The following is a 20,607-nucleotide window of genomic DNA, read 5'->3' on the forward strand; positions in this document are numbered from 1 at the left end:
TCGGTTTTGAGCGGCAACCCGGCCGCTGCGCGCGGCGCGTATGGCTTCAGCGGGTCGCAGGAACCATCGCGCACCACGAGCGTGCAGCGTGAACCGGCACCGAGATAGTGCAACGGGAGAAATGGGAGCAGTGACGGTGCATGGTGCCCGCGAGCGGGTCGCGGCCATGCGCCAGAATCGGTCGTGTCGTCAGCGGCCGGCCGGCGCCGCACTGGGCAAGGGGAACCGGCGCCGAAGCGTACGGGGCTTGCCAATGGCGACAATCCACGCAGTCCGCGTCAGGGCGCGGCTCGTACCACATGACCAATGGCAATCGAGCGGCCTGAGCGCGATCACCCTCAACACCATCGGCGGCTCGGCGGTGCTGGTGGGCAGTGCCGACCCACGCTGCGAAGGCGTGGTGCTTGGCGATACGTTCAAGCCTTGATGAGGTAGCTGCAAATAAAAAACGGGGCCCCTCGCGGGACCCCGTTTTTTCGATGCCAGGACAGCAGTCCTTACATCGGCATCATGTTGGCGTTCAGGTTGTACATGATCCACAGTGAACCGGCCACCACGATCACCAGGATCAGCGCCGTGAACAGCAGCGCGATCACGTTGCTGCGCTGCTCGGACGAGGTGTCCAGGTGCAGGAAGTACTTCAGGTGGACCAGGATCTGGACCGCGGCCATGCCGAGGATGATCCAGAGGATCGTGCCCTTGTCCATGGTGCCGTCCATCACGAGCTTGAACGGAATCACGGTCAGGACCACCGCCAGCACGAAGCCGATCAGGTACGACTTGAAACTGGCGTGGGTGCTGCCATGCGAATCGTGCGCGGCGTGCGAGTCGTGGGCGCCGTGCGCCGCGGGTGCGTTGTGTTGTGCCATCACAGATGTCCCATCAGGTAGACCACGGTAAACACGCCGATCCAGACCACGTCCAGGAAGTGCCAGAACAGCGACAGGCACATCAGGCGCTTGCTGAGCGTCGGGGTGATGCCCTTCTTGCCCAGCTGCCACATCAGCACGATCATCCACAGCATGCCACTGGCGACGTGCAGGCCGTGGGTGCCGACCAGCGTGAAGAACGACGACAGGAACGCGCTGCGGCCCGGGCCGGCGCCTTCGGCGATCAGGTGGTGGAACTCGTTGATTTCCATCGCCATGAACGCCGCGCCCAGCAGGAACGTGACGCCGAGCCACGTCTGCACGTGCTTGAGGCTGCGGTTCTGCAGCGAGATCATCGCCATGCCGTACGTGATCGAGGAGAACAGCAGGATGAAGGTCTCCACCAGCACGTAGTTGAGCTCGAACAGCTCCTTCGCCGACGGCCCGCCCGCCAGTTCGCCGCGCAGCACGGCGAAGGTGGCGAACAGCCCGGCGAAGATGATGCAGTCGCTCATCAGGTAGATCCAGAAGCCATACACCGTATTGGCACTGGTATCGTGGTGCGCATGGTCATGGCCATGCGCGTCAGCGTGGGCCTTGGCGCCGGCCTGCGCGGGGATGCGGTCTAGGACTTGAGTCGACATGGTTCTTAGGCCTGCGAAGCAATGCGCTGCAGATGGCGCGTTTCGATCTGCTCGACCTCGGTGGCCGGCACGTAGTAATCGATATGGTCGTCGTTGCTGCGGTGGATAAACGCCCACACCATGCCCACCAGGCCAACGATGGCCATCCACCAGATATGCCAGGTCAGGGCAAAGCCGAGCACCAGGCTGAAGGCACCGATGATGAAGCCCGCGCCCGTGTTCTTGGGCATGTGGATCTTCTCGTAGCCTTCGGTCGGCAGGGTCTCGCCACGGGCCTTCATGTCGGCGAACGCGTCCAGGTCACGCACCACCGGAGTGTGCGCGAAGTTGTAGAACGGCGGCGGCGACGAGGTGGCCCACTCCAGGGTACGGCCGCCCCACGGGTCGCCGGTCACGTCGGCCAGCTTCTTGCGGTCGCGGATCGAGACGACGATCTGCAACACCTGGAAGAAGATGCCCAGCGCCACGAACACCACGCCCACCACGGCCAGGTACAGCCACGGCGTCCAGGCCGGGTTGTCGGTGTGGTTCAGGCGGCGGGTCATGCCCATCAGGCCCAGCACGTACAGCGGCATGAAGGCGAAGTAGAAGCCGACCAGCCAGCACCAGAAGGCGCACTTGCCCAGGCGCTCGTTCAGCGTGAAGCCGAACGCCTTCGGCCACCAGTAGGTGATGCCGGCCAGGTAGCCGAACAGCACGCCGCCGATGATCACGTTGTGGAAGTGGGCGATCAGGAACAGGCTGTTGTGCAGCACGAAGTCAGCAGCAGGCACGGCCATCAGCACGCCGGTCATGCCGCCGATCACGAAGGTGATCATGAAGCCCAGCGTCCACAGCACGGGCGAGGTCATCTGGACCCGGCCGCGGTACATGGTGAACAGCCAGTTGAAGATCTTCACCCCGGTCGGGATGGAGATGATCATGGTCGTGATGCCGAAGAACGCGTTGACGTTGGCGCCCGAGCCCATCGTGAAGAAGTGGTGCAGCCACACGATGAACGACAGCACCATGATCGCGGCGGTCGCGTACACCATGCCCTTGTAGCCAAACAGCTTCTTGCCGGAGAACGTGGAAATCACTTCAGAGAAGATGCCGAACGCCGGCAGGATCAGGATGTACACCTCGGGGTGGCCCCAGATCCAGATCAGGTTCACGTACATCATGGCGTTGCCGCCACCGTCGTTCGTGAAGAAGTGCATGCCGAAGTAGCGGTCCAGGCCCAGCAGCGCCAGGGTCACGGTCAGCACCGGGAAGGCGGCCACGATCAGCACGTTGGTGCACAGCGCGGTCCAGGTGAACACCGGCATGCGCATCAGGGTCATGCCCGGGGCGCGCATGCGCAGGATCGTCACCAGGAAGTTCACGCCGGTCAGCAGCGTGCCCAGGCCCGAGATCTGCAAGCTCCAGAGGTAATAGTCCACCCCTACGCCAGGGCTGTAATCCAGGCCCGACAGTGGCGGGTAGGCCAGCCAGCCGGTCTTGGCGAACTCACCGACGCCCAGCGAGATGTTGACCAGCATGGCACCCGCCACGAACAGCCAGAACGACAGCGTGTTCAGGAACGGGAAGGCCACGTCGCGCGCGCCGATCTGCAGCGGCACGACCAGGTTCATCAGGCCGGTCATCAGCGGCATGGCCACGAAGAAGATCATGATCACGCCGTGGGCGGTGAAGATCTGGTCGTAGTGCTCGGGCGGCAGGACACCGGTGGCGCCATTGGTGGCGAGCGCCAGCTGGGTACGCATCATGACTGCGTCGGCAAAGCCGCGCAGCAGCATGATCAGGGCGACCAGGCAGTACATCACGCCGATCTTCTTGTGATCGACGGACGTGAACCACTCGTTCCAGAGATAGCCCCACTTCTTGAAATACGTGATCGCGCCCAGTAGCGCGGCACCGCCCAGGGCGACGCCGGCCAGCACGACCATGATGATCGGCTCATGAAACGGAATCGCCGACAAACTCAACTTGCCAAACATCATTGCTCCCAGGATTACGCGCCCGCCGCCAGCTTGGCCGGCGTGGTCATCGACAACTGCTCTTCACCGAGGGTGTTGCGCGACGTGCAGATCGGGCCGCCCTTGAACCTGTCCGCGGCGACAGCCGTGCTGCTGTGGTCCATGTACTTGTGCAGGATGTTGTGGAAGAGCTGGTCTTCCACCTTGCCGTAGTACGTGACCGGCTCCTTCTCGCTGGGCTGTGCCAGCGTCTTGTAGCCTGCAACGCCCAGTTCGGTCGACGAGGCGCGAACCTTGGCGACCCACTCGTCGAACTCGTAATTCGACATGGCGACCGCCGTGAACTTCATGCCCGAGAAGCCGCCGCCACTGTAGTTGGCGGACACGCCGTCATACGAGCCGGCATGGTTGGCGATCAGGTGCAGCTTGGTCTCCATCCCTGCCATGGCGTACACCTGGCTGCCCAGTTGCGGGATGAAGAACGAATTCATGATCGAATCCGAGGTGATCTTGAAGTTCACCGGGGTGTCGACCGGGAAGGCGATCTGGTTGACCGTGGCGATCTTCAGTTCCGGATAGATGAACAGCCACTTCCAGTTCAGCGCGACCACCTCGACGGTGACCGGCTTCTTGTTCGATTCCAGCGGCTTGTACGGGTCCAGGTCGTGCGAGGACTTCCAGGTGATGATGCCCAGCGCGATGATGATCAGGCACGGGATCAGCCACACCACCACTTCGATCGCGGTCGAGTGGGACCAGTCCGGCTCATAGCGCGCCTTGGTATTGGACGCGCGGTACTTCCAGGCGAACACCAGCGTGAGCACGATCACCGGCACCACCACCAGCAGCATGAGCCAGGTGGCGATCAGGATGATGTTCTTGATGTCGACGCCGACCTGCCCTTTCGGGTCGAGCAGCGTCATGTTGCAACCGGCCAGCAGGAGCAGGCCGAGGCAGGGCAGGAACCGCGTCCAACGCGGCAGTATGGGTTTCTTCATGTCACGACTGGTTTGGTTGCACCGCGCTTTGGGCAAAAGCGTGGCTAAACCGCCTGATGCTCGCGCAAGAGGCGTGGGGCTATGGGAAAACCGGAAGGACGTGTCCTTAGCTGGCGTTGCGGTCGGGCGGCGGATCTAACGCCGGGGGACCATGCGGCCTTGCAACGCCATGAACACGGAAGGACAACTGACTGCGCGCGCTGCAGGCCCTGTGGGACCTTGCCGGCGCTGCGGCACCTGGTGGCCGAAACCGCGAACGGTCCCGGCTCAGTACAGCGGCCGGGTAGCGTTGGAATACGAGGTTTTTGCACTTCCCGACGGACTTGCCATCAGAAGCCTGGCAGCAAGCGCGGTTTTCGGCCGGGGAGCGCAACACGTAAAACATCGTGGGCGCGAATGTACCGCAACGCAACATTGAGGGTAAACCCAACGCCACAGAACACAGCGTTCAGATAAACGGACAATCACGTGCCGTCGTCGCATCGCAGCACTTGCTTGCCGTCAAGATCACAATTTCGATCATAAATATGCACAAAGCCGCGCATTGGCGCGGCTTTGCAGGTGCGACATTTCTGTGTGGCATATTGTCGCAGCGCATCAAAAGCTTTGTCGCAGCTCAACTGCGACTCGGTCGTTTTCCGCTCATCCGTAGCGGCGGGAAATCGACTCCGCGACACATACCGGACGCTCGCTGCCTTCGCGCTCGATCGTCACCTCCCACGTGGACTGGGCACCCAGCAGTTCGGGCGACTTCGGCAGCGGATCGAGCCGTTCGACCTTGAGGAGCTTGATTCGTGCCCGTAACTTGCTGCCCACCGGCACGGGTGCGGTGAAACGCACGCGGTTCAGGCCATAGTTGACGCCGATCTTCGACGGCATGTGCAGCGCGTTGTGCATGAACCTGGGCAGCAGCGACAGCGTCAGGAAGCCGTGGGCGATCGGGCCGCCATAGGGCGATTCCTTCCTGGCGCGCTCCACGTCGACGTGGATCCACTGGTGGTCGCCGGTGGCCTCGGCGAACTGGTTGACCTGCTGCTGGGTCACCTCCATCCAGTCGCTGACCGCGACTTCCTGCCCTTGCAGGCCTTCCAGCTCTTCCAGCGTTGCGATGGTACGCATTTCGGTTGTCTCCTCGATGGGTGGGTGGATGTGTCGTTATGCGGGGCGGCGGCCGTACATGCCCATGCCCTTGACCGTGCAGACCAGTTCTCCGCGCTGGTTGGTGGCTTCCCACTGCGTATGCACGATGCCGCGGTCGGGCTTCGATTGCGAGGGGCGCGTGTCCAGCACGTTGAGCACCACGGTCAACGTGTCGCCGGCATAGACCGGCTTGATCCAGCGGATCTCGTCCACGCCGGGCGAGCCCATGCTGGCCGATTTGCCGGTGGTGCTCAGCACCAGCAGGCGCATCATGATCGAGCACGTCATCCAGCCGCTCGAGATCAGCCCGCCGTAGATGCTGCTGGCGGCGGCTTCCTTGTCGATATGGAACGGCTGCGGGTCGTACTGGCGGGCAAAGGCGAGCAGCTCTTCCTCGGTGACGACGTAGGAACCCAGTTCACGGCGGCTGCCGACCTCAAAATCCTCGAAATACAGCATTGATTGTCTCTCCGTTGTGGATGGCAATGGGGATGGCCTTGTCTTGACGATGATCGCACGCAGGCTGGGGCGGAGCGTCCGTATTTGCCGAACCCGCCCCTAACAGCGCGCAAAGAAAAAAACCGCGCCTGGGACTACGGCGCGGTTTTGACTGGCATGGCAGACGCGAGGATCAGGCTGCTTCCTGGAACCCCGGCTGGGCAGCGAACCGGCCCAGGTGGTGATCAACGTCGCCGAAGGTGGTGTTGATCAGCGTCAGCCGCTTGAACATGTGCGCGGCCGGCAATTCGTTGGTCACGCCCATGCCGCCGTGGATCTGCACCGCTTCCTGGCCGACCGTGCGCGCAGCCTGTCCCACGCGCGCCTTGGCGGCGGAGACGTAGCGGCGGCGCTCTTCCGGCGTAGCCTCTTCAAAGCGGGCCGCGGCCAGCAGCGTGATCGAGCGCGACTGCTCGGCATGGATGAACATCTCGACCATGCGGTGCTGCAGCGCCTGGAAGCGCGCGATCGGCTGGCCGAACTGCTGGCGCGTCTTGGCATATTCCAGCGTGGCGGCGTTGAGGGTGTCCATCACGCCCACGGCCTCGGCGCACAGCAGCACCGCGGCATAGTCGGCCACTTGCTCGATCACCGGGAAGGCCTTGCCGGCCTCGCCCAGCAACTGGGCGGGCGCATCCTGGAAGGTGATGTCGGCCGCGCGCAGGTTATCGATGGTGCGGTAGTCCTTGATGCTGACACCGGCGCCCTTGGCGTCGACCAGGAACAGCGAGATGCCATCCTGGTCGGCATCGCCGCCGCTGCTGCGCGCCGACACGATCAGCTTGTCGGCCTGCGCGCCATGCAGCACCACGGTCTTGCGGCCGTTGAGCTTGCCGTCGCGGGCGGTGACGCGCACGTTGTTCAGTTCATAGCGCGCCTGCGGCTCGTTGAAGGCCACGGCCAGCTTCAGTTCGCCGCCGGCGACCTGCTCCAGCAGCGCATCCTGGCCGCCGGCCAGGCCGAGTGCGTAGGCACCCACCACGGTGGCCAGGTACGGCTCCACCACCAGCCCGCGGCCCAGCTCCTGCTGCACCACCATCATGTCGAGCGCCTTGCCCGAGAAACCGCCCTGCGCTTCCGGCACCGGCAGCGCGGTCAGGCCGAGCTCGACCAGCGAGCCCCAGGCGGATTCGCCGTAGCCGGCGGCGCTTTCGTAGTTCTTCTTGCGATCCTCGAAGCCGTAGTCTTTCTCGACAAAACGGCGGACGGCGTCGGCCAGTTGCTTCTGTTCGTCGCTGAGATTGAAGTTCATGTTACGTGTCTCCTCACAGCCCCAGAATCATCTGGCTGATGATGTTCTTCTGAATTTCGTTGGACCCGCCGTAGATGGAGGTCTTGCGATAGTTGAAGTAGTACGCGGCCAGCGGCGCGGCGTCGTCGTTGCCGGTCACCGCGTGCTCGGTCTCGCACTCCAGGTAGGCCGTGTCAAACGGCTGGGCATATGGGCCGACGGCCTCGACCATCAGCTCGGTCAGCAACTGCTGGATCTCGGTGCCCTTGATCTTCAGCATCGAGGCTTCGGGGCCAGGGCCCTTGCCGGCGGCTTCGCTCGACACCACGCGCAGCACGGTGATCTCCAGCGCCATCAGTTCGATTTCCAGCGCGGCCACCTTGGCGCCGAACACCGGATCCTCCAGCAGCGGCTTGCCATTCTTCTGCTGCTGGCGCGCCACGCGCTTCAGGAAGCCCAGCTCGCGCTTGGAGTTGCCCACGCGCGCAATGCCGGTACGCTCATGGCCAAGCAGGTACTTGGCGTAGGTCCAGCCCTTGTTCTCGTCGCCGACGCGGTTCTCCACCGGCACCTTGACGTTATCAAAGAAGACTTCATTCACCTCATGCTCTTCGTCGAGCATGATGATCGGACGCACTGTGATGCCAGGCGTCTTCATGTCGATCAGCAGGAAGGAGATGCCCTCCTGCTTCTTGGCTTCCGGATCGGTGCGCACCAGGCAGAAAATCATGTCGGCGTGCTGGCCGAGCGTGGTCCAGGTCTTCTGGCCGTTGACGATGTAGTGCTTGCCGTCCGAGGTCAGCTCGGCGCGGGTCTTGACCGAAGCCAGGTCCGAACCCGAGCCCGGCTCCGAATAGCCCTGGCACCACCAGTCGGTGCAGTCCAGAATGCGCGGCAGGTAGTACGACTTCTGCTGCTCGTTGCCGTACTTCATGATCACGGGCGCCACCATGGCCACGCCGAACGGCAGCACGCCGGGCGCGCCGACGCGGGCGTTCTCTTCGTCCCAGATATGGCGCTGGGTGGCGTTCCAGCCGGTGCCGCCGAATTGGACGGGCCAGTGCGGCGCCGACCAGCCCTTGCCGGCGAGGATCTTGTGCCAGCGCACCAGGTCGTCGCGGTTCGGACGGCGGTGGTTGAGAATCTTGCTGCGGATATCCGCCGGCAAGTTGGCTTCGAGCCAGCTACGCACTTCCTCGCGGAAGGCGTTGTCGGACGCCGAGTAGTTGAGATCCATGCCCGTCTCCATGATGGTGCCGGCATCGTCTCAGGCTGCCGGCGGTTTGTTCTGCCTTGCGCGTCATGCGCCGACAGCAACGGGCACAGGACGCAATTCAGTGAGCCGTCTGCTTCAGCGCATCCGGCACGATAAGCGGGAAAGTCTCGATGCCCTCCTCGGCCAGCGCCTGCACTTCCTCTGGCGAAGCGGAGCCGCGGATGCCGCGTTCCGGCGCTTCGTCATAGTGCATGCGCCTTGCCTCCTCGGCAAAGCGCTCGCCAACGTCCTCGGTCTGGGCCAGCACCTGCTTCACTGCCTTCATGTACAGCGCTTGCAGTGTCGCCGGCGCCGCGGCGGTTGCCGCTTGTTGCGCCGGCTTGGCGGCACCCTTCGGCGCGGTCGCGCCTGACAGGTTCAGGCGCGGCGCGCTGGGTAGCCGCGTCACGGCGTGGTCGCCACAGACCGGGCATTGGACGAGGTCGCGCGCGATTTGCGACTGCGCTTCTTCCTCCGAGGCAAACCAGCCCTCGAAACGATGGTCATGCGCGCAGCGCAGGTCGAGCACCTTCATGATCTTTCCAGCCCGTCAAAAGCTATATTATCCGCGAATCGAAATTTTGTGAACGGTCGTGCTAAATTTTCTCGAACGACCGCTCGGAGAACGAACATGCAGTGTTAGGCACATGCGCTCACCACCTTTACACCCAGCTTAGCGCAGTGCGCGCCCCGCTGCCGAAGCGAGTCAGCGCGGCATTGTCTGCTCGCCCGGCTGCCATGCACCGGAAACGACTTTCTCGAGCCAGAACGCGCCGATGATGGTCTTCACATCCGTGATGCGGCCGCTGCGCACCCAGTCAATCACCTGCCCCACTGGCGTGATGAACGTCTCCAGGAATTCGCCGTCGTCCAGCTGCGCCTCGCCATGCGTCAGGTCGCGCGCCAGGAAGATGTCGATGAACTCGGTCGAGTAAGAGATGACCGGATGGATGCGCGTCAGGTAGTCCCAGCGTTTGGCCGTATAGCCGGTCTCTTCCTGCAACTCGCGTTCGCCGCAGCGTTGCGCGCCCTCTTGCGGATCGAGCTTGCCGGCGGGGAATTCCAGCATGACTTCGCCGACCGGATAACGGAACTGCCGCTCCATCAGCACGGTGCCGTCGTCGAACAACGGGATCATCATCACGGCGCCCGGATGCACGATGTACTCGCGCCCGGTCTGCTTGCCGTCGGGCAGGCGGACGATGTCTTGCTTCAGGGTGAGGAATTTGCCGCGATGGACCGTGGCCGAGGCGACGCAGACTTCTTTCAGTGCGTCGTCGTTTCCGGCGGGGTCGGCGGAATCGGCGAGCGAATGGGTGCCGCGTTGGATCTTGTCGGTCATGGACGCTCCGGAGCAGGCAGGCCCGGCGCCGACAAGACCGGCTTCAGGCCGTGCGGTGTTTGACGAGGTATTGCCAGGTGAAGCCCGGAAAGGCGAACACCAGCATCATGCAGGCGGTGATGGCGTAGAACTGCCAGCCCTGCGGGAAGGCATTGCCGAGGCCGGCCTCCACCGCGAAACCGGTGGCACCGGCCACCGCATACCAGGCGATCAGCTCCAGCAGGCGCAGCCACAGCGGCTTGTGCGCCCACCGGAGCGGGATCACCATGAACAGGCGCTGGTTCACAAACGGCAGGTTCGCACTGACGAGTGCCAGCAGGATGACAAACCAGCCGCTTGCGGATGCGCTCATGGATATTGGCGGATCAGGAGCCCAGGGTCGAGCGGATGGCCTGGTAGCACAGGTTCATCAGCGCGGCCGGGAAAATGCCCAGCACGATCACAGCGGCGCCGTTCAGGCTCAGCACCGAGCGCAGGCCGGCAGTCGCTTCCAGCTGCTCTTCGCCAACCGGCTCATCGAAGTACATCAGCTTGACGATGCGCAGATAGTAGAAGGCGCCGATCAGCGAGAACATCACCGCGACCACGGCCAGCCAGCTCATGCCGGCCTTGATCACCGCATCCAGCACCGCCAGCTTGGCGTAGAAGCCCACGGTCGGCGGAATGCCGGCCAGCGAGAACATCATCACCAGCATCAGGAAGGCGAACCACGGGTTGCGGCGCGACATGCCCTTCAGGTCTTCCAGCGTCTCGGCCTCGAAGCCCTTGCTGGTACGAAGCAGGATGATGCCGAAGGTGCCCAGCGTGGTCAGCAGGTAGGTCACCGAGTAGAACATCGCCGAACTGTACGCATCGGCGGCGCCATCAGCCTTGCTGGCCACCACGCCCGACAGCAGGCCCAGCAGCACGAAGCCCATGTGCGAAATGGTCGAGTACGCCAGCATCCGCTTCAGGTTGGACTGGACGATGGCGGTCAGGTTGCCGATCGCCAGCGAGATGATCGACAGCACCACCAGCATCATCTGCCAATCGTTGGCCAGCGGCAGCAGGCCTTCCACCAGCACGCGGATGAACAGCGCGAACGCGGCAACCTTCGGGCCGCCCGCGATCAGCAGCGTCACCGCGGTCGGCGAACCCTGGTAGATGTCCGGGATCCACATGTGGAACGGCGCGGCACCCAGCTTGAACGACAGGCCGGCGACGATGAACACCACGCCGAAGGCCAGCATGGTGGTGTTGACGCGGCCCGACTCGACCACGCGGAACACCTCGCCCAGGTTCAGCGAACCGGTGGCGCCGTACATCATCGAGATGCCGTACAGCAGGAAACCCGAAGCCAGCGCGCCCAGCACGAAATACTTCATCGCCGATTCAGACGTCACGCGCGACTCGCGGCGCAGCGCCACCAGCGCATACGACGACAGCGACAGCAGTTCCAGGCCCAGGTACAGGGTCAGGAAGTTGTTGCCGGTGATCATCACGATCTGGCCGCCCAGCGTGAACAGCGCCAGCATGTAGAACTCGCCGGCGAACATGTCGCGATCGGCCAGGTAGCTGCGCGTATAGACCAGCGTGATGAACAGGCCGGCCGCGCAGAACGCGGACAGCACGTTGGCCATCGGGTCGATCACCACCAGGTTGGAGAACGCATAGTGCGTCTCGCCGGCGGCGGCGTTCATGCCGAACCAGACGGTCAGCACCGCCGTGGTCAGCAGCGACAGCGGATAGGCCACGCTCTGCTTGCCCTTGCCCCGGGCCAGGTCGATCCAGTTGATCGCGGCGATGGCGATCGCCAGGAAGATGATCGGCGCCACGGGGGCGAGTGTCGAGGACGGTTGCATATTGATATCTCTCCCCGATTACAGCTTCGACTGCGCCGCGTGCTGCAGCAGGTTGACCACGGACGGGTGCATCACGTCGGTAAAGGGCTTCGGGTGCAGGCCCATGTACAGGGTCATGATGGCCAGCAGGCCGAGCATGACGAATTCACGCTTGTTCAGGTCGGCCAGCTCGCGCACATGCTGGTGCACAACGTCGCCGAAGATCACGCGCTTGACCATCCACAGCGAGTAGGCGGCGCCGAAGATCAGGGCGGTGGCTGCCAGCACGCCGATCCAGAAGTCGAACTTGACCGCACCCAGGATCACCATGAATTCGCCGACGAAGCCCGAGGTGGCCGGCAGGCCGCAGTTGGCCATCGCAAAGAACACCACCAGCGCCGCGAACTTGGGCATGGTGTTGACCACGCCGCCGTAGTCGGCGATCTGGCGCGAGTGCACGCGGTCGTACAGTACGCCGATGCAAAGGAACATCGCGCCCGAGATAAAGCCGTGCGAGATCATCTGCACGATGCCGCCCTCGATGCCGATGTCGCTGAAGATGAAGAAGCCCAGCGTGACGAAGCCCATGTGGGCGATCGACGAGTACGCCACCAGCTTCTTCATGTCAGCCTGCACCAGCGCGACCAGGCCGATGTAGATCACCGCGATCAGCGAGATGGTGATGATGAACGGGGCCAGGTAGTGGCTGGCGTCGGGCGCGATCGGCAGCGAGAACCGCAGGAAGCCGTAGGCGCCCAGCTTCAGCATGATGGCGGCCAGCACCACCGAACCGCCGGTCGGCGCTTCCACGTGGGCGTCAGGCAGCCAGGTGTGCACCGGCCACATCGGCACCTTGACCGAGAACGCGGCGAAGAAGGCAATGAACAGCACGATCTGCTCGTTCATCGACAGCTTGGCCTGGTGCCATTCCAGGATCTGGAAGGTGCCGGTCTTGTTGTACAGGTACAGCAGCGCGACCAGCGTCAGCAGCGAGCCCAGCAGCGTGTACAGGAAGAACTTGAAGGCCGCGTAGACGCGGTTCGCGCCGCCCCACACGCCGATGATGATGTACATCGGGATCAGCGTGGCCTCGAAGAACACGTAGAACAGCATGCCGTCCAGCGCGCAGAAGACGCCGATCATCAGGCCCGACAGGATCAGGAACGAGGCCATGTATTCAGCCACGCGCTCGGTGATCACTTCCCAGGCCGAGATCACCACGATCACCGTGATGAAGGCGGTCAGCACCACGAACCACATCGAGATGCCGTCAACGCCCAGCAGGTACTGGATATTGAAGCGCTCGATCCAGTTCGCTTTTTCCATGAACTGCATCGCCGCGGTGGCGCGGTCGAAGTGGAATACCAGCGGCAGCGTGACGATAAAGCTGACGATCGAGCCGAACAGCGACATCCACCGCACGAAGCCAGGGCTACGGTCCGAGCCGAAGGCGAGGATCAGCAGGCCAAAAAAGACAGGCAGCCAGATTGAGAAAGACAGAACCATTTCTATGTTTTCCTTACTTGGTGCCTATCACTTGGTGCCGATCACGCCCGTGATCGTCAGCGTCAGCAGCACCAGCATGCCGACGATCATCGCGAACGCGTAGTGGTAGATGTAGCCCGACTGCAGGTAGCGGCTGGCCGAAGCGAACGATGCCACCACACGCGCCGCGCCGTTGACGAACAGGCCGTCGATCAGGCTCTGGTCGCCGCCCTTCCACAGGCCGGTACCGAGCAGGCGTGCACCGCGGGCGAACACGGCCTGGTTGATGGCGTCCATGTAGTACTTGTTGTCCAGCAGCTTGTACAGGCCCGAGAAGCGGTTCGCGATGGCCTCGGGGATATCCGGGCGCTTCATGTAGAAGAACCACGACAGCACGACACCGGCGACGGCCAGCCACAGCACGGGCGTCGTCAGCGAGTGGATCGCCATCGGCACCCAGCCGTGGAACGCTTCCTTCAGTTCGGCCATGGCGTGGTGGTTCTCACCGACGAAGATCACGTCCTTGAAGGCGATGCCCATCTTGAAGAAGTTGCCGAACAGCATCGGCTCGATCGCGATGGCGCCGACAATCACCGACGGGATCGCCAGCAGCACCAGCGGCAGGGTCACCACCCACGGCGACTCGTGCGGCTTCTCGCCGGCGGCCAGGCCATGGTGGTGGTCGTGCGAGACTTCCTCGTCCTCGTGGTCGCCCTCATGGTGCTGGTGCGCATGGTTCTGGCCCCAGCGCTCCTTGCCGTGGAAGACCAGGAAGTACATGCGGAACGAGTAGAACGCGGTCACGAACACGCCGGCCAGCACGGCGTAGTAGGCAAAGCCCGAACCGGCGATATGCGACTCGGCCACGGCCTCGATGATCGAGTCCTTGGAATAGAAGCCCGCGAAGAACGGTGTGCCGATCAGCGCCAGCGAACCCACCAGCGACGTGATCCAGGTGATCGGCATGTACTTGCGCAGGCCGCCCATGTTGCGGATGTCCTGGTCGTGGTGCATGCCGATGATGACCGAGCCCGCGCCCAGGAACAGCAGCGCCTTGAAGAAGGCGTGCGTCATCAGGTGGAACACGGCCACCGAGTAGGCCGAGGCGCCCAGCGCCACGGTCATGTAGCCCAGCTGCGACAGCGTCGAGTACGCGACCACGCGCTTGATGTCGTTCTGGATGATGCCCAGGAAGCCCATGAACAGCGCGGTGATGGCGCCGATCACCAGCACGAACGACAGCGCGGCATCCGACAGCTCGAACAGCGGCGACATGCGCGCGACCATGAAGATGCCCGCGGTCACCATCGTTGCCGCGTGGATCAGCGCGGAGATCGGGGTGGGACCTTCCATCGAGTCAGGCAGCCAGACGTGCAGCGGGAACTGTGCCGACTTGCCCATCGCGCCGATGAACAGGCAGATGCACGCGACCGTGATCATCATCCAGTCGGTGCCCGGGAAAACCACGGTAGCCAGCTGGTCGCGCGCGGCGAATACTTCGGTGTAGTTCATGCTGCCGCTGTAGGCCAGCAGCAGGCCGATGCCCAGGATAAAGCCGAAGTCACCCACGCGGTTGACCAGGAACGCCTTCAGGTTGGCGAAGATCGCCGTCGGGCGCGTGTACCAGAAGCCGATCAGCAGGTACGACACCAGGCCCACCGCTTCCCAGCCGAAGAACAGCTGCAGGAAGTTGTTGCTCATCACCAGCATCAGCATCGAGAAGGTGAAGAGCGAGATGTAGGCAAAGAAGCGGTTGTAGCCGGGATCCCCGTCCATGTAGCCGACGGTGTAGATATGCACCATCAGCGAGACGAAGGTCACCACGACCATCATCATCGCGGTCAGCGAGTCGACCAGGAAGCCGACCTCCATCTTCAGGCTGCCGATGGCCATCCACTCGTAGACGGTGCCGTTGTAGCCGGCGCCGTTCATCACGTCGAGCAGCACCATCACAGACAGCACGAAGGAAATAGCCACGCCCAGGATGGTCGCGGAATGCGCCACCATCCGGCCGCCGCGCGACTCCGAGGAAAACAGGTCGAAGAACTTGGTACCGAACAGGCCGGCGATTGCTGAGCCGACTAGCGGCGCCAGCGCAATCGCGAGCAGCAGGTTGGGGTTGAGCGTGGTTGCCATAGGACGCTTATTGGTGTGCGGTCGGTGAGTCTTGGTTATCTGCGTAGTGCGGCACGGATCAGTACTTCAGGGTGTCCATGTCGTCCACGTTGATCGTATCCAGGTTGCGGAACAGCACGACCAGGATTGCCAGACCGATTGCCGACTCGGCGGCGGCCACCGTAAGGATGAAGAAAACGAAAACCTGACCAGCCAGGTCGCCCAGGTAATGCGAGAAGGCGACGAAGTTGATGTTCACTGCAAGCAGCATCAGTTCGATCGCCATCAGCAGCACGATCACGTTCTTGCGGTTCAGGAAGATGCCGACGATGCTGATCGCGAACAGGATCGCACCGAGCACGAGGAAGTGGGCGAGAGAGAGCACAGCGTTTCTCCGGGCTTTAGTTCTTATTGGCGGCAGCCGCGGCTTCCGTCTGCGGGTTCTGGACTTCGGCCTGCATCGGCACCAGGCGCACGCGCTCGTCGCGGCGGGTACGCAGCTGCGCCGACACGTCCTGGGCCTTGGTGTCCTTGCGGCGGCGCAGGGTCAGCGCCACGGCGGCGATGATGGCCACCAGCAGGATGATGCCGGCCACTTCGAAGGCGTAGATGTAGTCGGTGTAGATCAGCTTGCCGAGCGCGCCGGTGTTCGTGTAGCCCGGCTCCTGCGACCCGCTGGCGGCCACCGGCGTGGTGGTGCCGATGAAGTTGCGCACCAGCACGATCGCCATCTCGGCAATGATCAGCGCGCCCACCACCGAGGCCATCGGCACGTAGGTCCAGAAATCGCGGCGCAGGTGCTCGATATCGATATCGATCATCATCACCACGAACAGGAACAGCACCATCACCGCGCCGACATAGACCAGCACCAGCAGGATGGCGAGGAATTCCGCCTTGAGCAGCATCCAGATCGCGGCCGCCGTAAAGAACGACAGCACGAGGAACAGTGCGGAGTGCACCGGGTTCTTCGCAGTGATGACTTTCAGTGCGGAGAGCACCAGCACCAGCGCAAAGACGTAGAAGATGGTGGTCGTGAGTTCCATGGTTCCTATCGGATCCTCTCAGGGCCGTCCGGCACAAGCCATCCCCTTCGGGTGGCCCGCTCCTGCGGCATCCTTGCTTTGGCCCTCACATTGGAGGGACCGTATTCAAATTCGGTGGCAGCGGCCGCTACGTCTGATACTTTCGGCAGCCCTGCCGTTTGGCGCCTGGCGCCGGTCAGCGATACTTGGCGTCGGCAGCCTTGGCCGCCGCGATCTGCGGCTCGTAGCGGTCGCCCACTGCCAGCAGCATGTCCTTGGTGAAGTACAGGTCGCCGCGCTTCTCGCCGTGGTACTCCAGGATCTGCGTTTCCACGATGGCGTCGACCGGGCAAGCCTCTTCGCAGAAACCGCAGAAAATGCACTTGGTCAGGTCGATGTCGTAGCGGGTGGTACGGCGCGTGCCGTCGTTGCGCACGTCCGACTCGATGGTGATGGCCAGCGCCGGGCACACCGCTTCGCACAGCTTGCAGGCAATGCAGCGCTCTTCGCCGTTCGGATAGCGGCGCAGCGCGTGCAGGCCACGGAAGCGCGGCGAGATCGGCGTTTTCTCTTCCGGAAACTGGACGGTGACCTTGCGCGCGAAGAGATAGCGGCCGGTCAGCGCCATGCCCTTGAAGAGTTCCTTCAGGAGCAGGCTGTTGAAGAAGTCCTTGATGGCGAGCAGCATGACGATTGCTTCCTAGTATTTCCACGCGGTGCGCGCTCTGCCGTGTTGCAGGCGGCGCACCGTCGCTTGGCTGTTCAGGGCCAGATGTTCCACGGCGACTTGATCCAGATCGCCACGATGATCAGCCACACCACGGTCAGCGGAATGAACACCTTCCAGCCCAGGCGCATGATCTGGTCATAGCGGTAGCGCGGGAACGATGCACGGATCCAGATAAAGACCGACAGCAGCAGGAAAACCTTGATCAGCAGCCAGAAGAAACCGGGGACCGCATTGGTGACCACGCTCGAGAACGGAGGTGCCCAGCCACCCAGGAACATCAGCGCGGTCATCGCCGAGATGATGATCATGTTGATGTACTCGGCCAGGAAGAACAGCGCGAAGCCCATGCCCGAATATTCGATCATGTGGCCGGCCACGATTTCCGACTCGCCTTCCACCACGTCGAACGGGTGGCGGTTGGTTTCGGCCACGCCCGAGATGAAGTAGACGCCGAACATCGGCAGCAGCGGCAGCCAGTTCCACGACAGGATGTTGATGCCCATGTCGGCGAAGTAGCCGGTGTTCTGGCCGTTGACGATGGCCGACAGGTTCAGGCTACCGGCGACCATCAGCACCGTCACCAGCGCGAAGCCCATGGCGATTTCATACGACACCATCTGTGCCGCGGCGCGCATGGCGCCGATGAAGGCGTACTTGGAGTTCGAGGCCCAGCCGGCCAGGATCACGCCGTAGACGCCGACCGAGCTGATCGCCATCACGTACAGCAGGCCGGCATTGACGTCCGCCATCACCACTTCGGCCTGGAACGGAATCACCGCCCAGACCGCGACAGCAGGCATCAGCACCATCAGCGGCGCGATCAGGTACATGCCGCGGCTGACCTGCGTCGGCATCATGACTTCCTTGAGCAGCAGCTTCAGCACGTCGGCGATCGGCTGCAGCAGGCCGAGCGGGCCGACGCGGTTCGGGCCCAGACGGACGTGCATCCAGCCGATCAGCTTGCGCTCCCACAGGATCAGGTAAGCCACGCACAGCAGCAGGGGCACCACGATCAGCACGGCGCGGATCAGGATCCACAGCGGCGTCCAGTACGCGCCCAGTACGCCCTGCCCTTGCGAGGTAATCCAGTCAATCATGTCTTCTTCTCGCTCTTGTTCTTACGCCGTGGCCACGGCGCCGGTGTTGGCCGGCGCCAGGTCGATGGCCTTCTCTACGGTGACCGTGCCGAACATGCCGCCCAGGCCCACGGCCGCCGGCGTTGCCGCCGGCACGCGCACGGTGTTGGCCGGCAGCGTGGCTTCGAGCACGGCCGGCAGCACCACGCTGCCCTGCCCTTGCGTGACGCGGACCGGGTCGCCCGACTGGATGCCCAGGCGGGCAAACATGTCGGCCGGCAGCGCGATCTGCATGGCGCGGCGCGCGGCAGCGGTCAGCTGCAGCGAGTCGGCGCGGCGCACGATCGGGTCGGCGTGGTAGATAGGCACGTCGGCGATGCGTTCGATGCCGTTGGCGGCAGCGGCGGCAACGCGGATCGGCGCATCGGTGGCGTTGTCCAGCTGTGCCTCGACCGGGGCCGACAACACTTCAGCACGGACCGACTCGGCAGTTTCGTAGTCGAAACCCGCCACGTCCAGCAGATTGCCCAGCACGCGCAGCACCTTCCAGCCCGGACGCGACTCGCCCAGCGCGCGAACCACGCCGTTGAAACTCTGTGCCTTGCCTTCGCAGTTGACGAAAGTGCCGGAGGTTTCCGTGAACGGCGCGACCGGCAGGATCACGTCAGCGTACTGCATGGCCGCTTCCGAACGGAACGGCGACAGCACCACCACCGTGTTGGCCTGCGCCAGCGCGGCCAGGGCCTTGCCCGGATCGGCGGTGTCGAATTCCGGCTCGGTGTTCAGCAGGATGTAGGCCTTGCGCGGCGCGTCCAGCATCGCCTGCGCGTTGGCGCCGCCTTGCTTCGGCAGCGCGCCGGCGACGTAGCCGCCGACGGTGTTGGCCGCTTCGGTCAGGAAACCCAGCGTCGCACCCGTTTCCGTCGCGATCCACTGTGCCAGCGCATGCAGCGCCGAGAACTGCGGATGACGCACCGCTTCGTTGCCGAGGAACACGGCACGGCGCTCGCCCTGCAGCAGCGCTTCTGCCGTCTTGGCGGCGGCGTCGCCACCATCGATGCCCTCGGTGCCGGCCGGGGCCGCGACGCCCTTGGCGGCGGCGACGGCTCGGGCCACGCCGGCCAGTGCGGCGGTCCAGCCGGACGGCGCCACGTCGATGCGGGTCGCCGGCATCAGCAGGTCTTCACCGCCGGCACCCAGCACGGCCACGCGGGCGCCCTTCTTGGTCGCCTGGCGCAGGCGCGAGGCCAGCAGCGGATGATCCTTGCGCAGCGACGAGCCGATCACCAGCACGCGTTGCAGCGCGGTGACGTCGGCAACCGGCAGGCCGAGCCACGGCGCGCCCTTGAGCGCGGCCGAGAAGTCGGACTGGCGCAGGCGGAAGTCAACGTTGTCGCTGCCCAGGCCACGCACCAGCTTGCCCAGCAGGAACAGTTCTTCCAGTGTGCTGTGCGGGCTGGCCAGCGCGGCGATCTGGTCGGCGCCATGCTCGCGCTTGATGCCGGCCAGGCCGTTGGCCACGTATTCGAGCGCGGTCTGCCAGTCGGTTTCCATCCATTCGCCGCCCTGCTTGAGCAGCGGGCGGGTCAGGCGGTCGGCACTGTTCAGGCCTTCATACGAGAAGCGGTCCTTGTCGGAGATCCAGCACTCGTTGATGTCTTCGTTTTCCAGCGGCAGCACGCGCATCACGCGCTGGTTCTTGGTCTGCACCACCAGGTTCGCGCCCAGGCCGTCGTGCGGGGACACCGACTTGCGGCGGGCCAGTTCCCAGGTACGGGCCGAGTAGCGGAACGGCTTGCTGGTCAGCGCGCCGACCGGGCACAGGTCGATCATGTTGCCCGACAGTTCCGAGTCGACCGTCTTGCCGACGAAGGTGGTGATTTCCGAGTGCTCGCCGCGGTTGAGCATGCCCAGCTCCATCACGCCGGCCACTTCCTGGCCGAAGCGCACGCAGCGGGTGCAGTGGATGCAGCGGGTCATCTCCTCCATGGAGATCAGCGGGCCCACGTTCTTGTGGAACACCACGCGCTTCTCTTCCTTATAGCGCGACTCCGAGGCACCGTAGCCCACGGCCAGATCCTGCAGCTGGCACTCGCCGCCCTGATCGCAGATCGGGCAATCCAGCGGGTGGTTGATCAGCAGGAATTCCATCACGGACTTCTGCGCCTTGACTGCCTTCTCCGAATTGGTGAAGACCTTCATGCCGGGGGTCACCGGCGTGGCGCACGCAGGCAGCGCCTTGGGGGCCTTCTCGACCTCGACCAGGCACATGCGGCAGTTGGCCGCGATGGACAGTTTGCGGTGGTAGCAGAAGTGCGGGATGTAGGTGCCCAGCTTGCGGGCCGCTTCCATCACCAGGCTGCCCTCAGCAACCTCAACCTTCTTGCCGTCGATCTCTAGTTCAACCATGTTCTGCCACGC

Annotated in this window: 20 protein-coding genes; 1 reads left to right on the forward strand and 19 read right to left on the reverse strand. The window is 63.7% G+C overall.

Going from position 1 to position 20,607, the window contains the following annotated elements:
• Positions 1-253 precede the first annotated feature (253 nt).
• Positions 254-427 carry a hypothetical protein gene (locus K309_RS41500; RefSeq protein ID WP_156914274.1) on the forward strand — a complete coding sequence of 58 codons (174 nt, stop codon included), beginning with the start codon at positions 254-256 and terminating at the stop codon, positions 425-427.
• 70 nt (positions 428-497) lie between these two features.
• Here the strand turns inward: K309_RS41500 and K309_RS0101395 are convergent, their stop codons facing one another.
• The 19 genes from K309_RS0101395 to nuoG all read right to left on the reverse strand — a co-directional run bounded on the left by K309_RS0101395 (position 498) and on the right by nuoG (position 20,595).
• Positions 498-869 (reverse strand): cytochrome o ubiquinol oxidase subunit IV, encoded by a 372-nt coding sequence (locus K309_RS0101395; RefSeq protein WP_029044749.1) that lies wholly within the window; start codon positions 867-869, stop codon positions 498-500.
• The gene (cyoC, locus tag K309_RS0101400) at positions 869-1,513 is read right to left on the reverse strand and encodes a cytochrome o ubiquinol oxidase subunit III (RefSeq protein WP_029044750.1); all 645 of its coding nucleotides are present in this window, start codon (positions 1,511-1,513) and stop codon (positions 869-871) included. Before cyoC ends, K309_RS0101395 begins: the two co-directional genes overlap by 1 nt.
• Positions 1,514-1,518: 5 nt before the next feature.
• The gene (gene cyoB / locus K309_RS0101405; RefSeq protein WP_029044751.1) at positions 1,519-3,492 is read right to left on the reverse strand and encodes a cytochrome o ubiquinol oxidase subunit I; all 1,974 of its coding nucleotides are present in this window, start codon (positions 3,490-3,492) and stop codon (positions 1,519-1,521) included.
• A gap of 14 nt (positions 3,493-3,506) precedes the next feature.
• Positions 3,507-4,469 (reverse strand): ubiquinol oxidase subunit II, encoded by a 963-nt coding sequence (gene cyoA, locus K309_RS0101410; protein ID WP_029044752.1) that lies wholly within the window; start codon positions 4,467-4,469, stop codon positions 3,507-3,509.
• A 642-nt stretch (positions 4,470-5,111) separates the two neighbouring features.
• Positions 5,112-5,588, reverse strand: coding sequence for a MaoC family dehydratase (locus K309_RS0101415; protein WP_029044753.1), 477 nt, complete (start codon positions 5,586-5,588; stop codon positions 5,112-5,114).
• 36 nt (positions 5,589-5,624) lie between these two features.
• Positions 5,625-6,068: a MaoC family dehydratase gene (locus tag K309_RS0101420; RefSeq protein WP_029044754.1), complete on the reverse strand. Its 444-nt coding sequence runs from the start codon at positions 6,066-6,068 to the stop codon at positions 5,625-5,627.
• Between the two features lie 172 nt (positions 6,069-6,240).
• The gene (locus K309_RS0101425; RefSeq protein WP_029044755.1) at positions 6,241-7,359 is read right to left on the reverse strand and encodes an acyl-CoA dehydrogenase family protein; all 1,119 of its coding nucleotides are present in this window, start codon (positions 7,357-7,359) and stop codon (positions 6,241-6,243) included.
• Positions 7,360-7,372: 13 nt separating this feature from the next.
• Complete coding sequence (locus tag K309_RS0101430) at positions 7,373-8,575, reverse strand: acyl-CoA dehydrogenase family protein (RefSeq protein WP_029044756.1); 1,203 nt, start codon at positions 8,573-8,575, stop codon at positions 7,373-7,375.
• Positions 8,576-8,672: 97 nt separating this feature from the next.
• Positions 8,673-9,128, reverse strand: coding sequence for a DUF1178 family protein (locus tag K309_RS0101435; protein WP_029044757.1), 456 nt, complete (start codon positions 9,126-9,128; stop codon positions 8,673-8,675).
• A gap of 171 nt (positions 9,129-9,299) precedes the next feature.
• Positions 9,300-9,935: an NUDIX domain-containing protein gene (locus tag K309_RS0101440; protein ID WP_029044758.1), complete on the reverse strand. Its 636-nt coding sequence runs from the start codon at positions 9,933-9,935 to the stop codon at positions 9,300-9,302.
• A 43-nt stretch (positions 9,936-9,978) separates the two neighbouring features.
• Entirely contained in the window at positions 9,979-10,287 is a 309-nt protein-coding gene (locus K309_RS0101445) for a DUF2818 family protein (RefSeq protein WP_029044759.1), read from the reverse strand.
• Positions 10,288-10,300: 13 nt separating this feature from the next.
• Entirely contained in the window at positions 10,301-11,776 is a 1,476-nt protein-coding gene (gene nuoN, locus K309_RS0101450) for an NADH-quinone oxidoreductase subunit NuoN (protein WP_029044760.1), read from the reverse strand.
• An 18-nt stretch (positions 11,777-11,794) separates the two neighbouring features.
• On the reverse strand, positions 11,795-13,261 hold the full coding sequence (locus tag K309_RS0101455; RefSeq protein ID WP_029044761.1) for an NADH-quinone oxidoreductase subunit M: 1,467 nt from the start codon (positions 13,259-13,261) through the stop codon (positions 11,795-11,797).
• A 27-nt stretch (positions 13,262-13,288) separates the two neighbouring features.
• A complete protein-coding gene (gene nuoL, locus K309_RS0101460) occupies positions 13,289-15,376 on the reverse strand; it encodes an NADH-quinone oxidoreductase subunit L (RefSeq protein ID WP_029044762.1) in 2,088 nt (695 codons plus the stop codon).
• Between the two features lie 58 nt (positions 15,377-15,434).
• The gene (gene nuoK / locus K309_RS0101465) at positions 15,435-15,740 is read right to left on the reverse strand and encodes an NADH-quinone oxidoreductase subunit NuoK (RefSeq protein WP_029044763.1); all 306 of its coding nucleotides are present in this window, start codon (positions 15,738-15,740) and stop codon (positions 15,435-15,437) included.
• Positions 15,741-15,756: 16 nt separating this feature from the next.
• On the reverse strand, positions 15,757-16,401 hold the full coding sequence (locus K309_RS0101470) for an NADH-quinone oxidoreductase subunit J (protein WP_029044764.1): 645 nt from the start codon (positions 16,399-16,401) through the stop codon (positions 15,757-15,759).
• A gap of 175 nt (positions 16,402-16,576) precedes the next feature.
• Entirely contained in the window at positions 16,577-17,068 is a 492-nt protein-coding gene (gene nuoI / locus K309_RS0101475; protein WP_022534067.1) for an NADH-quinone oxidoreductase subunit NuoI, read from the reverse strand.
• 74 nt (positions 17,069-17,142) lie between these two features.
• Positions 17,143-18,207 carry an NADH-quinone oxidoreductase subunit NuoH gene (nuoH, locus tag K309_RS0101480; RefSeq protein ID WP_029044765.1) on the reverse strand — a complete coding sequence of 355 codons (1,065 nt, stop codon included), beginning with the start codon at positions 18,205-18,207 and terminating at the stop codon, positions 17,143-17,145.
• A 21-nt stretch (positions 18,208-18,228) separates the two neighbouring features.
• The gene (gene nuoG, locus K309_RS0101485) at positions 18,229-20,595 is read right to left on the reverse strand and encodes an NADH-quinone oxidoreductase subunit NuoG (protein ID WP_029044766.1); all 2,367 of its coding nucleotides are present in this window, start codon (positions 20,593-20,595) and stop codon (positions 18,229-18,231) included.
• Positions 20,596-20,607: the final 12 nt, after the last annotated feature.

Origin of the sequence: Cupriavidus phytohabitans (genome assembly GCF_000426345.1) — a bacterium.
Classification (GTDB): Bacteria; Pseudomonadota; Gammaproteobacteria; order Burkholderiales; family Burkholderiaceae; genus Cupriavidus.